Here is a 13,875-nt window from a genome sequence, read left to right on the forward strand (position 1 = left end):
GTCCAGCCCTTATCCGGCAACTCTCAGCGCCTGCTGGATGTCTTCGAGCAGATCGTCGGCGTCCTCAAGGCCGACTGACAGCCTGAGCGTGCCCGGTCCGATGCCGAGCTCGGCGCGGGCCTCATCGGTCAAGTTCTTGTGCGTCGTCGTCGCCGGATGGGTGATCAGGCTCTTGGCGTCGCCGAGATTGTTGGAAATGAGCACGATTTCGAGTGCGTTCTGGAAGGCAAAGGCCGCCTGCTTGCCGCCCTTCACATCCAGGCAGATCAGCGTCGAGCCGCCCGACATCTGCTTCTTGACCACGGCCGCTTGCGGGTGGTCGGCGCGACCGGGATAGATGACGCGGGCGATTTGCGGGCGCTCGGCGAGGAAATCCGCGATGCGGCCGGCACTTTCCGTCTGCTGGCGTACGCGCAGCGGCAGCGTCTCCAGGCCTTTCAGCAGCGTCCAGGCATTGAAGGGCGAGAGGCTGGGGCCGGTGTGGCGGAAATAGTCATGCAGGTTCTCGTCGATCCACTTCTTGTCCGACAGAACGATGCCGCCAAGGCAGCGCCCTTGGCCATCAATATGCTTGGTCGCGGAGTAGACGACGATGTGGGCGCCGAGCTGCAGGGGTTTCTGCTGCAAGGGCGTGGCGAAGACATTGTCGACGATCAGCCTGGCGCCGATCGAATTGGCAAGTGCCGCGACGGCGGCGATGTCGACCACCTCCAGCGTCGGATTGGTCGGGCTTTCCAGGAAGAACAGTTTGGTGTTCGGCTTGACCGCCTTTTGCCAATTGGCGATGTCTGTGCCGTCGACCAGCGTTGCCTCGATGCCGTATTTCGGCGCCAGCGTCTCGATCACCCAGCGGCAGGAGCCGAACAGTGCGCGCGCCGCCACGATATGGTCGCCAGCCTTGGCGCTGCACAGCAATGCTGCCGTCACCGCCGCCATGCCGGATGCAGTGGCGCGCGCGTCCTCGGCTCCTTCCAGTGCGCACATGCGTTTTTCAAACATGTCGACGGTCGGATTGGCATAACGCGAATAGATGAAGCCTGGCTCCTCGCCCTTGAAGCGGGCTTCCGCCGCTTGCGCCGTCTCGTAGACATACCCTTGGGTGAGATACATCGCCTCGGAGGTCTCGCCGAAGCTGGAACGCAGCGTCCCGGCATGCACGAGTGCGGTCTGAGGCTTCCAGTCGCGCTTCTTGGTCATCATTCTATCCAAACACCAAAATTGGTCCAAACAACAAAAAACCGGTCGCGAAAGTCGCAACCGGTCCATATGGCCTTGCGGCCCGACGGTCCTTTAGCGACTTGTTTAACGTGGCTGCAAGCCGACCGGCCAAATCACCACGGGATAACGAGCTTTAGACCCGCGCCACGCTTGCGTCAATTGCCGGCATGATTAAGAGGGTTGTACCAAGCAGGTGCCAAAGGCGTCCATGGTCGGACCTGCGACAGAACAAGACCTCGCCCGGCGTTCGAACGGAGCCAGACCCTTGCGGCAGACAGGCATTCTTCCCGATCAGGATATTTCCGCGCTGTTCCAGACGGGCGCGCTAAAATCGCCGCGCACGCTCGATGCCGATCAGATCCAGCCGGCCAGCCTTGACCTCAGGCTCGGCGACAAGGCTTGGCGGGTGCGTGCTTCCTTCTTGCCCGGCCCGGACCACAGGGTTGTCGACAAGCTCGACCGGCTGAAGCTGCACGAGATCAACCTCGCCGAAGGTGCCGTGCTGGAAACCGGCTGCGTCTACATCGTGCCGCTGCTCGAAAGCCTGGCGCTGCCCGCGCATATTTCCGCCTCCGCCAACCCGAAAAGCTCGACCGGACGGCTCGATATCTTCACTCGGGTGATGACCGACCGTGGCCACGAGTTCGACAAGATCGCCGCCGGCTATGAAGGTCCGCTCTATCTGGAGGTCAGCCCGCGCACCTTCCCGATCGTCGTTCGCACCGGCTCGCGGCTGTCGCAGATCAGGTTCCGCACCGGCAATGCGCTCTTGTCGGAAAGCGACCTGCACGAACTGCACCGCGCCGAGATGCTGGTCGCCACTGAACCGCCCAACATCTCAGGCGGCGGCATCGCGCTGTCGATCGACCTCGACGGCGACAAGGATGGGCTGGTCGGCTATCGCGGCAAGCACCACACCGGCCTGGTCGACGTCGACAAGCGCGCCGCGCAGGATGTAGTCGATTTCTGGGAGCCGCTCTACAAGAGCGGCGCCGGCGAACTGGTGCTCGATCCGGACGAATTCTATATTCTGGTGTCGCGCGAGGCGGTGCATGTGCCGCCGCTCTACGCCGCCGAAATGACGCCCTTCGATCCGCTGGTCGGCGAGTTCCGCGTCCATTATGCGGGTTTCTTCGACCCGGGTTTCGGTCATTCGGCGTCAGGCGGCACCGGCAGCCGGGCGGTGCTCGAGGTACGCAGCCACGAAGTGCCGTTCATCCTCGACCACGGCCAGATCGTCGGACGGCTGATCTACGAGCACATGCTGAAACGGCCGCAAGCGCTCTACGGCACAGACCTCGGCTCGAACTATCAGGCGCAGGGCCTGAAACTGTCCAAGCATTTCCGCGCCGCGCGCTGAGGTTGGAACTGCCATCTCCCCCACGAGGGGGGAGATCACGCTGTCATCGACGCCTCAAAGCGCCTTCACCGCGACCTTCACCGGCTGCTCGATTTCAAGCGGGTTGCGCAGAGGCAGGCCGAAATCAGGGGCCTCGATTTCGAACACGTCGCCGGCCTCGGTCCTGACGCCGTCGGCGAAGGACAGCGTCGCCGTGCCGAACATGTGCACATGCACGTCGCCCGGCTGGCGGAAGGCCGAGTATTTGAAGTGGTGATGCTCGAGATTGCCAATGGTGTGCGACATGTTCGCCTCGCCCGACAGGAACGGCTTTTCCCAAAGCAGCTTGCCGTCGCGCAGGATACGTGAAGCGCCGCGGATATCGGACGGCAGATCGCCGATCAGGATCTCCGGGCCGAACGAAGCGTTGCGCAGCTTGGAATGGGCAAGGAAGAGATAGTTCACGCGCTCGGTGACGTGGTCGGAAAACTCGTTCGACAGCGTGAAGCCGACGCGGAACGGGGCGCCGTCGTCGCCGATCACATAGATACCGGCGATTTCCGGCTCCTCCCCGGCGTCCTGGGCGAAGGCGGGCGACATAAGCGCGGCCCCGGGCGCCACTGCCATGGTGCCGTTGCCCTTGTAGAACCATTCCGGCTGCACGCCGATCTGGCCTTTCGCCGGCTTACCGCCCTCAAGCCCCATGCGGAACATCTTCATGGAATCGGTCAGCTGTTCCTCGCCGTCCGTGCTGAGCTTCTTGTGCATCGAATCGCGGGTCGCGGCGGAGCCGAGATGCGTCAGCCCGGTGCCGGTGAGATGGAGATGGGCCGGATCGGGATGGTTGATCGGCGACAGCAGCCGGCCCTTCTTGTAGGCTGCGTCGAGATCGACGGTTTCGCCGAAGCCCTTGCGCTCGATCAGGGCGACAAGCCCGCTGCCGGTGCGCGCGGCCTCCATCGCCAGCGAATAGACGCTGCGGGCGCCGTTAATGACGCGGGTCTTGCCGCTGTTGCGGGCAACGACGCGGATCGTCTCGGCGTCGTCGAGGATCTGTGAGATCAGCATGGTAACCCTCTCTGAATTGCGGGCTGGCCTGCCTTTGGCGGCAAACCCTACCCTGCGTGGCCCGGACCCTGTCCGCGCCTCGGTTGAAATTCTTCGTCCGGATTGCGCTCGCGGATCAGGTCCCTCGGGGGACTTTTTTGCGCCGCCCGGCAGCGCCGCGATGTGACCCGTATGCCTCCTGGTTGCCTCTCAAGCCTTGTTCTTGTTGTAGACGTCGAAGACGACGGCGCCGAGCAGCACCAGGCCTTTTACCACCTGCTGCCAGTCGACATTGACGCCCATGATCGACATGCCGTTGTTCATGACGCCCATGATGAAACCGCCGACCACCGCGCCGATGACCTGGCCGACGCCGCCCATCGCCGAAGCGCCACCGATGAACACCGCGGCGATGACGTCAAGCTCGCTGCCGAGGCCGGCCGCCGGCACAGCCTGCCCCAGGCGCGCAGCGATAATCAGGCCGCCGAGTGCCGACAGTACGCCCATATTGATGAACACCATCAACGTCAGCCGTTCGGTCTTGATGCCCGATAGCTGGGCTGCCTTGGCATTGCCGCCCATCGCATAGATGCGACGGCCGATCGTCATGCGTTTGGTAACGAAGACGAACAACGCGATCAGCACGCCCATCACCATGAGAACGATGGGAAGGCCCCTGTAGGTGGCGAATTGGTAGACGAGAAACAGCGCCAGCGCGCTGATCACCAGGGTCTTGACGACGAACAGCGAGAAGGGCTCGGCTTCGTAGCCATGCTTCTCGCGGGTGCGCCGTGCCCTGAGCCCGAAATAGGCATAGGCGAGCACGGCGACGAGGCCGATCACGATCGTCGTCAGGTGCAGCGTCAGGCCGCTGCCGACAATGGTTTTGCCGGCGGCGTTCACGGTTGGCGGTATCAGCGTCAATGGGCCGATCAGGTCCGGAATGAAGCCGGAACTGAGCGCCTTGAAGCCGACGGGGAGCGGCCCCACCGAAGACCCGCCACCCAGCAGCGCCTGGCAGATGCCGCGGAAGATCAGCATGCCCGCCAGTGTGACGATGAAGCTCGGTATTCGGTGATAGGCAATCCAGTAGCCTTGTGCCGCGCCGATCGCGCCACCCACGATCAGGCAGATGATCGACACCACCAGCGGATTGCTCAATGGGCCAAGCGGCCAGATGACCATCATCATCGCCGCCAGTGCGCCGATGAAGCCGGCGACGGAGCCGACGCTGAGATCGATATGGCCCGAAACGATCACCAGAAGCATGCCCAGCGCCATCACGATGATGAAGCTGTTCTGCTGAACCAGATTGCTGAGGTTCACCGGCTTGAACAGCGTTCCGGACGTGGTGAACTGGAAGAACACCATGATTGCGATCAACGCCAGCACCAACCCGTATTCGCGCAAGTTGGTGACCAGCGCCGAGACGGCAATGCGAGGTCCCTGTTGTAGGTCCTGGGCAACGCCGGTCTGCGGCCCGGGAGCGCTTTCGGTGCTCATGATGCTTTTCCTTCTCCGCGGACGATGGCGCGCATTATCTTTTCCTGGCTGGCGTCGCTTGCCGCCATTTCGCCGACGATGCGTCCTTCGTTCATGACGTAGATGCGGTCGGTGATGCCGAGCAGTTCGGGCATTTCCGACGAGATGACGATGATTGCCTTACCCTCGGAGGCGAGACGCGCGATGATCGTATAGATTTCATACTTGGCCCCGACGTCGATACCGCGTGTCGGCTCGTCGAGGATCAGCACTTCCGGATTGGCGAACAGCCATTTCGACAGCACCACCTTCTGCTGATTGCCGCCAGAAAGATTGCCGGTCATCTGGTAGACGCTCGAGGCGCGGATATTGGTCCTGCCGCGATAATCGTTGGCGACCGAAAGCTCGCGCAAATCGTCGATCACGCCATGGCGTGACACTCCAGGCAGGTTGGCGAGCGTGATGTTGTGCTTGATATGGTCGATCAAGTTGAGACCGTAGGTCTTGCGGTCCTCGGTAACGTAAGCGATGCCGTGTTCCACCGCCTTGCTCACCGAAGAGACATCGATCGGCTTGCCGTTAAGGAACACCTCGCCGGTGATGCGGCGGCCATAGGACCGGCCGAACAGGCTCATGGCAAACTCGGTCCGGCCGGCGCCCATGAGCCCGGCAATGCCGACCACCTCGCCCTTGCGCGCGTTGAGGTTGATACCCTTGATGACCTGCCGCTCGGCATGGATGGGGTGGTAGACCGACCAGTTTTTCACTTCGAGAACGGTCTCGCCGATCTTCGGCTCGCGCGGCGGATAGCGGTCGTCGAGCGAACGGCCGACCATCGAGGTGATGATGCGGTCCTCCGAGATGTCCTTCTTGGCCAGCGTCTCGATGGTCCGGCCGTCACGGATGATCGTGACCTTGTCGGCGACCCGGTTCACCTCGTTGAGCTTGTGCGAGATCAGGATCGAAGTGATGCCCTGCCGCTTGAATTCGAGCAGCAGATCGAGCAGCGCCTGGCTGTCCTTTTCGGACAAGCTCGCCGTCGGCTCGTCGAGAATGAGCAATTTCACTTCCTTGCTGAGTGCCTTGGCGATCTCGACCAGCTGCTGCTTGCCGACGCCGATATTGGTGATCAGCGTGTTGGGGTCTTCCTTGAGGCCGACCTTCTTGAGCAGGGCGCTGGTGCGCGCCTCGTTTGCATTCCAGTCGATGACGCCGTATCTGGCGTGCTCGTTGCCGAGAAAGATGTTTTCGGCGATCGACAGCATCGGCACCAGCGCAAGCTCCTGGTGGATGATGACGATGCCCTTGCGCTCGCTGTCATGGATGCCTTTGAAATGGCACTCATCGCCGCGATAGATGATCTGGCCGTCATAGGTGCCGGACGGATACACGCCCGACAGCACCTTCATCAGCGTCGACTTGCCGGCGCCGTTCTCGCCGACCACGGCATGGATCTCGCCTTCCTCGACCATAAGCTTGACGTTCGACAGCGCCTTGACGCCGGGAAACGTCTTGGTGATGTCGCGCATCTCCAAAATCGTCGATGCCATTGAGAATACCACTCCTGCGAGGTCCGCAAACAATACCGGGCTGGCTCGCCAACGAAAAGGGGCCCTGCCTGCGCAGGACCCCAGGCTTTGTAACCGCGATTACTTCAGTTCTTCGGCCTTGATGTAGCCGGAGTCGACCACCAGCGCCTGGTAGTTCGACTTGTCGACATCATGCGGCGTCAACAGGATCGAGGGAACGACCTTGACGTCGTTGTTGTAGGTCTTGGTGTCGAGGCCTTCCGGCTTGCCGCCCGAGAGCACCTTGTCGACGAGTTCGACCGTCGCCTTGGCGAGTTCGCGGGTGTCCTTGAACACGGTCGAATACTGTTCGCCGGCGATGATCGCCTTGACCGAAGCGGTCTCGGCGTCCTGTCCGGTGACGATCGGCCATGGCTGATCGGCAGTGCCGTAGCCTACGGCGCGCAGCGAAGCGATGATGCCGCGCGACAGGCCGTCATAGGGCGAGAGCACGCCATCGACGCGGCTGCCGTCCGAGTAGTTGGCGGAGAGCAGATTGTCCATGCGGGCCTGGGCGGTTGCCGCCAGCCAGCGCAGCGTGCCGACCTTGTCCATGCCCATCTGGCCGGACTTCACGACGAGGGTCTTGTCGTCGATCAGCGGCTGAAGAACCGACATGGCGCCGTTATAGAAGAAGAACGCATTGTTGTCGTCCGGCGAACCGCCGAACAGCTCGATGTTGAAGGGCCCCTTCTTCTCGGGATAACCAAGGCCCTTGAGCAGCGATTTGGCCTGGATGACGCCGACGCCGAAATTGTCGAAGGTGGTGTAGTAGTCGACATTTGGCGTCTTCTTGATCAGGCGGTCGTAAGCGACGACGACGACGCCGGCGTCATTCGCCTTCTGCAGCGCATCGCCCATCGTGGTGCCGTCGATCGAAGCGATGATCAGCGCCTTCGGGCCCTTGGTGATTTCGTTTTCCAGCTGGCTGAGCTGGTTCGGAATGTCGTCCTGCGCATATTGCAGGTCGACAGTGTAGCCCAGAGCCTCGAGCTGGGACTTGACGGCGTCGCCGTCGTTGATCCAGCGCTGCGAGGTCTTGGTGGGCATCAGAACGCCGATCAGGCCTTCGCCCGCCTGCGCCGGCAGCGTCATGGCCGCGATGCCTAGGGCCGCGACGGCGGCCAGTGTCTTGATGATCTTCACATTAACTCTCCCTGGTTGATGGACGCGTACCCTTGGGTTTCGTGGGCCGCGCAATCGTGCAGGAGCGCCAAACGCGCCGCTGCCCTCAATCGATCTCCGGTATCCTCCCAATCGGCCCCGAAACTCTGGTTTCAATCGATACGAGTTTTCCCTCGTCGCCGATCGTCAAGTCTCAGGACGCGCGAAGGGTGTGTCGCTTTGCCATAACTGTCAAATGCGATCTTTGATGGTTGCTATATCGAAACCGATATGGCTAAAGCTAGTGGCGAGGCTGCCGGATGATCAGCCGGGGCGCCGGGCGCAGAAGTAGGGAAAAATCATGGCGGCGCTGCGAAATCCTGGTGGAATATCAGCCGGTTACGATGAAATCCCGGGTGATGGCGGAACCTTGCTGCGCAGCGGCTTGAGCCTGCGTCACATGCGCATGATCGCAGCCCTCGACGAGCACGGCCGGGTGAGTGCCGCGGCCCAGGTCATGAACATCTCGCAGCCGGCCGCTTCGCGCATGATCGCCGAGATGGAGGCGGTGCTCGACGTCAAGCTCTGCGAAAGGCTGCCGCGCGGCATCACGCTGACACCCTATGGCAAGGCGTTGGCACGGCGCGCGCGATCGATCCTGCTCGAGATGCGCGAGGTCGACCGTGAGATTTTCGAGCTCAAGGCGGGCAAGGGCGGCTCGGTGTTCCTGGGCGCGGTGACAGCACCGGCGATCGAGCTGGCGGTGCCGGCGATCCGCGAGATCCGGCGCCTCTATCCGCGCATCGAAATCACCATGCAGGTCGAGACCTCGAATGTGCTGGCGCGCGAGTTGATCGCCTCGCGCCACGATTTCATCATCGCCCGCATCCCCGACGACCTCAATCCGCGGCTGTTCGAAGCCCGCGTCATCGGCGTCGAGAAGGCCTGCCTGATCGTGCGCCGCGGCCACCCGCTGACCAAGGGCAAGGCAGTGCGGCTGGAAGACACCGCCGCCTATGACTGGGTCTTCCAGTCGGGCGGCTCGCCGCTGCGCCAGGCGATGGAAAGCAACTTCTTGAACCGCAACATCGCGCTGCCGGACCGCATCCTCAACACCAGTTCGCTGCTATTGACTCTGGTCATGGTCGCGCAATCCGACGCCATCGCGCCGGTGTCGGTCCAGGTTGCGAAGTTCATTCAGAACCCCGAAGGCCTGGCCGGCGCTATCGATGTCGTCCAGACTGAGTTCGACATCGAGGTCAGGCCTTACAGCCTGATCACGGTAAAGAACCGCGCGCTGTCACCGGCAGCCAAGATGCTGCACGATTTTATTTTGCGGGAGGTGGGCTGAGGGTTGGAGCGGGTAGCGGGCGCATTCCGCGGGTAGCGGGCGCATTCCATGGCCAGCCAGACGACCAGACGGGCCCGCCTGAGCGGCGCCGGTGCACGTTGGCAATACCGCGTGATGCTCAAAAAAAAGCCCGCCAGCAGACGCCAGCGGGCCAAGGGTAGACTTTCCGGTTGGGGTCATTCGAGGCCCCGCCGACCCTCAATGTGAGATATTCCACGAACTGGCACATCGGCCAAACAGATGAAAGACGGCCAGCCGGCTGCAAAAAAATGCCTGTGAAGCCGCTGGTTTTCAGCCTGACCAGAACAAGTGCAATGCACCGGGGCAAAAGCTGGAGCGGGTAGCGGGAATCGAACCCGCGCGTTCAGCTTGGGAAGCTGACAAGCTACCATTACATCATACCCGCGCTGGTTCCTCCGATATCATGGCCCGGCGCCGATGCGCAATCCGATTTGAGGCGCCGCCTTGATGCGGCGCGGGCGACTGCGTATTTCTTGGCATGTGCCCGAATCGCGGCACCCGACTGTGGAGACAGGCCCTTGTCCGCACTGAACCGCTTTCTCGGCGATACGCCGCTCCGGGTGATCCTGAAGCTGCTCGTGGTGTCGTTCCTCGTCGGCCTGGTCATGAACGCCTTCGGCTGGTCGCCGATGGACGTGCTTTACGGCATCCGCAAATTCTTCATAGACCTGTGGAATTTGGGCTTCCACGCCATCGACCGCTTTCTCGGCTACATCCTGCTCGGTGCCGCGATCGTCGTGCCGGCATTCATCCTGCTCAGGATCGCTAACTACCGGAAGTGAATTTTCAGGCGTAGGCAGCGGCCACTTCGAACAGGATGGCATGGCGTGCGGTGAGTGCTGCGACATCCGTCGAATAGCCTCCGCCGATAATGCCGCACACCGGTATGCCAAGCGTGCGGAAATGGCGGATCACCATATCGTCGCGAGCGCGCAGCCCGTCATCCGTGAGCGACAACCTGCCGAGCCGGTCCTCGGCATGGACGTCGACCCCGGCATTGTAGAAGACGAGGTTCCAGCGCGCTCGCGCCGACAGCTCCGGCAGGATGGCGCCCAGCCGCTCCAGATAGGCTGCATCGCCGGTTCCGTCGGGCAGGGCGATGTCGAGATCGGAGGCGATCTTGCGCGCAGGGTAGTTACGGTCGCCATGCATGGAGAAGGTGAACACGCCCGGCTCGTCGTTCAGGATATCCGCCGTGCCGTCGCCCTGATGCACGTCGAGGTCGACGACCAGGATATTTTGGACAGCAGCTTCGGCGAGCAGCACCAGCGCGGCCACGGCCACGTCGTTGAAAGTGCAGAAGCCGGCGCCTTGCGCGCGCCGCGCGTGATGGCTGCCGCCGGCGGTGTTGCAGGCGATGCCGTTCAGCAAGGCCAGCCGCGCTGCCAGCACCGTGCCGGCCGTTGCGAGCTGCGCCCTCAGCGAGACCCGCGGTCCACGCTCGGTGCTCGCCATCGCCGTGCCGATGACGCTTGCCTATCTGACGACGCCGTTGCTCGGAATTGTCGATACTGCGGTGGTCGGACAGTTCGGCGACGCCGCCCTTCTCGGCGGCCTGGCGGCCGGCGCCCTGATCTTCGACGTCGTTTTCACGACCTTCAACTTCCTGCGCTCCGGCACCACCGGCCTCGTCGCCCAGGCCTTCGGGCGCGGCGATGCGCTGGAGGAGCAGGCGGTGTTCTGGCGCGCCGTGCTGATCGCGGTCGTCGCCGGCGTCGTGCTTGCCGCGCTTGCGCCCCTGGTCTCCACTGCCGGGCAATGGTTCATAGGCGCCGAACCGCGCGTCAGCGCGGCGATGGACGTCTATATCCGCATCAGGATGCTCGCAGCACCGTTCTCCCTGATCAATTACGCCATCCTCGGTTACGTGCTGGGGCGCGGCGAGGGCGGGCTCGGACTGATGCTGCAATTGATACTGAACGGCATCAACATCGCCCTCTGCTTCCTGCTTGGCCTAGAGCTCGGCTGGGGCGTTGCCGGCGTTGCCTGGGCAACGCTCACCGGCGAATTCGTCGCCATGCTGCTTGGTCTCGCCATTGTCGGCCGTCGCTTTTGGGCGGCGCCCAGGCTGCCGCGCCACCGCGTCCTCGATCTGCCGGCATTCCTGCGCATGATGTCGCTCAATCGCGATATCATGATCCGCTCCTTTTCGCTGCTCGCCGCCTTTGCGCTGTTCACGCGCCAAGGCGCACAATTCGGCACTCTGACGCTGGCCGCCAACGCTGTGCTGATGAACCTCTTCTTGGTTGCCGGCTACTTCCTCGATGGTTTCGCCACCGCCGCCGAACAGCTCGCCGGGCGCGCCATCGGCGCCCGCGCCGCCACGGCGTTCGACCAGGCCGTGCGGCTGACGCTGCTTTGGGGGCTCGGGCTGTCGGGCGCGGCGACGCTCTTCTTCCTGCTGGAGGGCACCGATCTCGTCGCCCTGATCACGACCTCGACCGACGTTCGCACCATTGCCGATATCTACCTGCCCTGGGCGGCGTTCACCGCGCTCAGCGGCGCGCTAGCTTTCCAGATGGACGGGGTTTTCATCGGCGCGACATGGTCGCGCGACATGCGTAACATGATGCTGTTGTCGTTCCTGTCGTTCAGCGCCGCTCTGCTGATCCTGGCGCCGGCCTTCGGCAATCACGGCCTATGGGCGGCGTTGCATGTCTTCCTGCTGGTGCGTGGCTTCAGCCTGCTCGCCATATTGCGGCTGCGGGTGCGCACAGCCTTTGGCTGATCGCTAAAGCGGCTTCGCTGCCCATTGATCGAGGCGGCTGTCGCGAAGCTCGCGCAGCGACTTCAGCCCTTGACTGTCCATGAAACGGGCCATGCCGGAAAGAATGCGCCCCGGCAGCGCGGGCCCGGCATAGATCATGCCGGTATAGAGCTGGACGAGATCGGCGCCGGCACGGATCTTTTCCAGCGCCGTCTCGGCGGAATCGACGCCGCCGACGCCGATGACGGCAGGATCCCGGCCAAGCAGTTTCCGCATTTTTGCCAGCACGGTGGTCGAGCGCTCGAATAACGGTTTTCCCGAAAGCCCGCCGGCCTCGACAAAATCGTTGCTGCGCAGTCCCGCTCGCGCGATCGTGGTGTTGGAGACGATGACGCCGTCTATTTTCTTCTCAGTGACCTCGGCGGCGATGTCCTCCAGCTCGGCCTCGACCAGATCCGGCGCGATCTTGAGGAAGACGGGCGGTTTTTCCGGTGCCGCCGCACGCGCAGCCATGACCCGCGACAGGAGCTCGCCAAGCTGTTCGCGCGCCTGCATGTTGCGCAGGCCCGGCGTGTTCGGCGAGGAGATATTGATTGTCAGATAACTGGCATATCGCGCGAACCGGATCACGCCGCGCTCATAATCGCCGACGCGGTCGGCGCTGTCCTTGTTGGCGCCGATGTTGATGCCGACGATGCCGGGGCGGCCTTTTCGGGCGGCAAGACGCTTCTCTGCGGCGGCGTGGCCTTCATTGTTGAAACCCAGCCGGTTGATCACCGCCCCGTCCGAAGGCAGCCGGAAGATGCGTGGCTTCGGATTGCCCGTCTGCGGCAGCGGTGTGATGGTGCCGACCTCGGCGAAGCCGAAGCCCAGGCCGAGCAGTGCGTCAGGCACTTCGGCATTCTTGTCGTAACCCGCAGCCATGCCGAGCGGGTTCGGGAAATCGAGTCCACAAAGGCTGACCCTTAGCCTGTCGTCTAGCAAAGGGCGCCCGGAGACCGGCAGCCCGCATCTCAGCGCGGCAATCGACAGCCCATGCGCGGTTTCCGGATCGAGCGTGAACAACAGTTTCTGGCCGATCCGGTCGAACGCGCTCATTCGGCCCCCAGCGCCGGGAATTCATGCCGGCCGTCGGCGCCGAGCGGCAATGCCTGCACTGAAACGACCGCATCGAGGCCGAGCCCGCCATAGAGATGCGGGAACAAGGCGCCGCCGCGCGAGACCTCATATTTCAGCGCATCGCCGAGGCGCGCGCTATCGACGGCGACCAGCAGCAATCCGCTTTGGCCGGCGAAATGTTTGGCCGCCGTTTCTCGAACCTGCCCGGCGGTGGAAAAATGGATGAAGCCGTCGGCGACGTCGATCGGCGCGCCGGTGAAGCGGCCTTCTCTTTCAGCCTCGCGCCACAGCGCCTCGGGAACTATCTTGTAGATGATCTCGGACATCGTTGCGCTATAGTCCGAACAGATCATGCGGGGAAGGGGCAAGCGGGTTTCGGACGCTCCGAACTCTTCCCCATTTCAGGCGCAAACATGTGATACATTGAACCAACTGGCTCATGGAGGAAAACATGCGTCTGAAACACGTATTGATCCCCGCAGCACTGGTGTCGCTTGTCGCGGCCTCGGCCTTTTCCGAGGAAGCCGATCGCTACCGGTTGGAAAAATCGGCCAATGGCTATGTGCGCATGGATACGCAAACCGGCGCCATGTCGCTCTGCGAGGAGCGCTCCGGTCAGCTTGTCTGCAAGACGGCGGCCGACGAACGTGCCGCCTTGCAGGATGAGGTCGACCGGCTGCAAAATTCGGTGAAGGCTCTCGACGAACGCGTCGCCAAACTCGAAAATTCGCTTGCCGCGCGTTTCGAATCGACTTTGCCCAGCGAGGAGGATTTCAACAAGACGATGGGCTACATGGAGCGCTTCCTGCGCAGCTTCATGGACATCGTCAAGGACATGGACAAGGACGAAGACGGCGCCAAGCCGAATTCGCAAAAGACCTAGGCAATTCGCAAAAAGACCTGGGGCGGGAATAGCAAG

The 13,875-nt window shown here is 62.7% G+C and carries 12 protein-coding genes, 1 tRNA gene, 1 pseudogene and 1 riboswitch; of the genes and pseudogenes, 5 read left to right on the top strand and 9 right to left on the bottom strand.

Translation table 11 applies throughout. The features are described from left to right. Positions 1 to 9: 9 nt before the first annotated feature. Positions 10 to 1,200, bottom strand: coding sequence for an O-succinylhomoserine sulfhydrylase (locus tag NKG60_RS12475; RefSeq protein WP_352664166.1), 1,191 nt, complete (start codon positions 1,198 to 1,200; stop codon positions 10 to 12). A gap of 70 nt (positions 1,201 to 1,270) precedes the next feature. Beyond that, positions 1,271 to 1,348: riboswitch (SAM riboswitch) on the bottom strand. Between the two features lie 78 nt (positions 1,349 to 1,426). On the opposite strand from NKG60_RS12475, the gene NKG60_RS12480 reads away from it, so the two are divergent. After that, complete coding sequence (locus NKG60_RS12480) at positions 1,427 to 2,578, top strand: 2'-deoxycytidine 5'-triphosphate deaminase (protein WP_502903374.1); 1,152 nt, start codon at positions 1,427 to 1,429, stop codon at positions 2,576 to 2,578. Between the two features lie 54 nt (positions 2,579 to 2,632). Here NKG60_RS12480 and araD1 read toward each other — a convergent pair whose 3' ends face one another. From araD1 to chvE, 4 genes are all read right to left on the bottom strand, one after another. Further along, positions 2,633 to 3,625: an AraD1 family protein gene (gene araD1, locus NKG60_RS12485; protein ID WP_352664162.1), complete on the bottom strand. Its 993-nt coding sequence runs from the start codon at positions 3,623 to 3,625 to the stop codon at positions 2,633 to 2,635. A 189-nt stretch (positions 3,626 to 3,814) separates the two neighbouring features. Then, positions 3,815 to 5,107, bottom strand: coding sequence for a multiple monosaccharide ABC transporter permease (gene mmsB, locus NKG60_RS12490; protein ID WP_292659525.1), 1,293 nt, complete (start codon positions 5,105 to 5,107; stop codon positions 3,815 to 3,817). Then, on the bottom strand, positions 5,104 to 6,636 hold the full coding sequence (gene mmsA / locus NKG60_RS12495; protein WP_023677359.1) for a multiple monosaccharide ABC transporter ATP-binding protein: 1,533 nt from the start codon (positions 6,634 to 6,636) through the stop codon (positions 5,104 to 5,106). Before mmsA ends, mmsB begins: the two co-directional genes overlap by 4 nt. Positions 6,637 to 6,735: 99 nt before the next feature. After that, the gene (chvE, locus tag NKG60_RS12500) at positions 6,736 to 7,800 is read right to left on the bottom strand and encodes a multiple monosaccharide ABC transporter substrate-binding protein (protein ID WP_352664160.1); all 1,065 of its coding nucleotides are present in this window, start codon (positions 7,798 to 7,800) and stop codon (positions 6,736 to 6,738) included. Between the two features lie 319 nt (positions 7,801 to 8,119). On the opposite strand from chvE, the gene NKG60_RS12505 reads away from it, so the two are divergent. Then, entirely contained in the window at positions 8,120 to 9,109 is a 990-nt protein-coding gene (locus tag NKG60_RS12505) for a LysR family transcriptional regulator (protein WP_352488235.1), read from the top strand. Between the two features lie 332 nt (positions 9,110 to 9,441). Here NKG60_RS12505 and NKG60_RS12510 read toward each other — a convergent pair. Next, positions 9,442 to 9,515, bottom strand: a tRNA-Gly gene (locus NKG60_RS12510). Positions 9,516 to 9,648: 133 nt separating this feature from the next. Between NKG60_RS12510 and NKG60_RS12515 the strand changes: the two genes are divergently transcribed. Then, positions 9,649 to 9,912 carry a DUF6460 domain-containing protein gene (locus NKG60_RS12515; protein ID WP_023677362.1) on the top strand — a complete coding sequence of 88 codons (264 nt, stop codon included), beginning with the start codon at positions 9,649 to 9,651 and terminating at the stop codon, positions 9,910 to 9,912. Between the two features lie 4 nt (positions 9,913 to 9,916). Here NKG60_RS12515 and NKG60_RS12520 read toward each other — a convergent pair. Beyond that, a pseudogene (locus NKG60_RS12520) lies at positions 9,917 to 10,567 on the bottom strand (histone deacetylase family protein); the annotation flags it as partial. Between NKG60_RS12520 and NKG60_RS12525 the strand changes: the two are divergent. Continuing rightward, a complete protein-coding gene (locus NKG60_RS12525; protein ID WP_352664158.1) occupies positions 10,524 to 11,858 on the top strand; it encodes an MATE family efflux transporter in 1,335 nt (444 codons plus the stop codon). The pseudogene NKG60_RS12520 and the gene NKG60_RS12525 overlap by 44 nt on opposite strands. Positions 11,859 to 11,861: 3 nt before the next feature. On the opposite strand, the gene NKG60_RS12530 is transcribed toward NKG60_RS12525, so the two are convergent. Further along, a complete protein-coding gene (locus NKG60_RS12530) occupies positions 11,862 to 12,935 on the bottom strand; it encodes a quinone-dependent dihydroorotate dehydrogenase (protein WP_352664156.1) in 1,074 nt (357 codons plus the stop codon). Beyond that, positions 12,932 to 13,282, bottom strand: coding sequence for a DUF952 domain-containing protein (locus tag NKG60_RS12535; protein ID WP_352664154.1), 351 nt, complete (start codon positions 13,280 to 13,282; stop codon positions 12,932 to 12,934). The genes NKG60_RS12530 and NKG60_RS12535 overlap by 4 nt, the downstream gene beginning before the upstream one ends. Positions 13,283 to 13,407: 125 nt before the next feature. On the opposite strand from NKG60_RS12535, the gene NKG60_RS12540 reads away from it, so the two are divergent. After that, positions 13,408 to 13,839 carry a hypothetical protein gene (locus NKG60_RS12540; protein WP_352470125.1) on the top strand — a complete coding sequence of 144 codons (432 nt, stop codon included), beginning with the start codon at positions 13,408 to 13,410 and terminating at the stop codon, positions 13,837 to 13,839. Positions 13,840 to 13,875: the final 36 nt, after the last annotated feature.

Origin of the sequence: Mesorhizobium sp. M1428, from assembly GCF_040317515.1 — a bacterium.
Taxonomy (GTDB): Bacteria; Pseudomonadota; Alphaproteobacteria; order Rhizobiales; family Rhizobiaceae; genus Mesorhizobium.

What these genes read in the sequence shown, in the direction of transcription:
- NKG60_RS12475 (WP_352664166.1), bottom strand. Translation starts at nt 1,200, where the DNA reads ATGATGACCAAGAAGCGCGACTGGAAGCCTCAGACCGCACTCGTGCAT.
- NKG60_RS12480 (WP_502903374.1), top strand. Translation starts at nt 1,427, where the DNA reads ATGGTCGGACCTGCGACAGAACAAGACCTCGCCCGGCGTTCGAACGGA.
- araD1 (WP_352664162.1), bottom strand. Translation starts at nt 3,625, where the DNA reads ATGCTGATCTCACAGATCCTCGACGACGCCGAGACGATCCGCGTCGTT.
- mmsB (WP_292659525.1), bottom strand. Translation starts at nt 5,107, where the DNA reads ATGAGCACCGAAAGCGCTCCCGGGCCGCAGACCGGCGTTGCCCAGGAC.
- mmsA (WP_023677359.1), bottom strand. Translation starts at nt 6,636, where the DNA reads ATGGCATCGACGATTTTGGAGATGCGCGACATCACCAAGACGTTTCCC.
- NKG60_RS12505 (WP_352488235.1), top strand. Translation starts at nt 8,120, where the DNA reads ATGGCGGCGCTGCGAAATCCTGGTGGAATATCAGCCGGTTACGATGAA.
- NKG60_RS12530 (WP_352664156.1), bottom strand. Translation starts at nt 12,935, where the DNA reads ATGAGCGCGTTCGACCGGATCGGCCAGAAACTGTTGTTCACGCTCGAT.
- NKG60_RS12535 (WP_352664154.1), bottom strand. Translation starts at nt 13,282, where the DNA reads ATGTCCGAGATCATCTACAAGATAGTTCCCGAGGCGCTGTGGCGCGAG.
- NKG60_RS12540 (WP_352470125.1), top strand. Translation starts at nt 13,408, where the DNA reads ATGCGTCTGAAACACGTATTGATCCCCGCAGCACTGGTGTCGCTTGTC.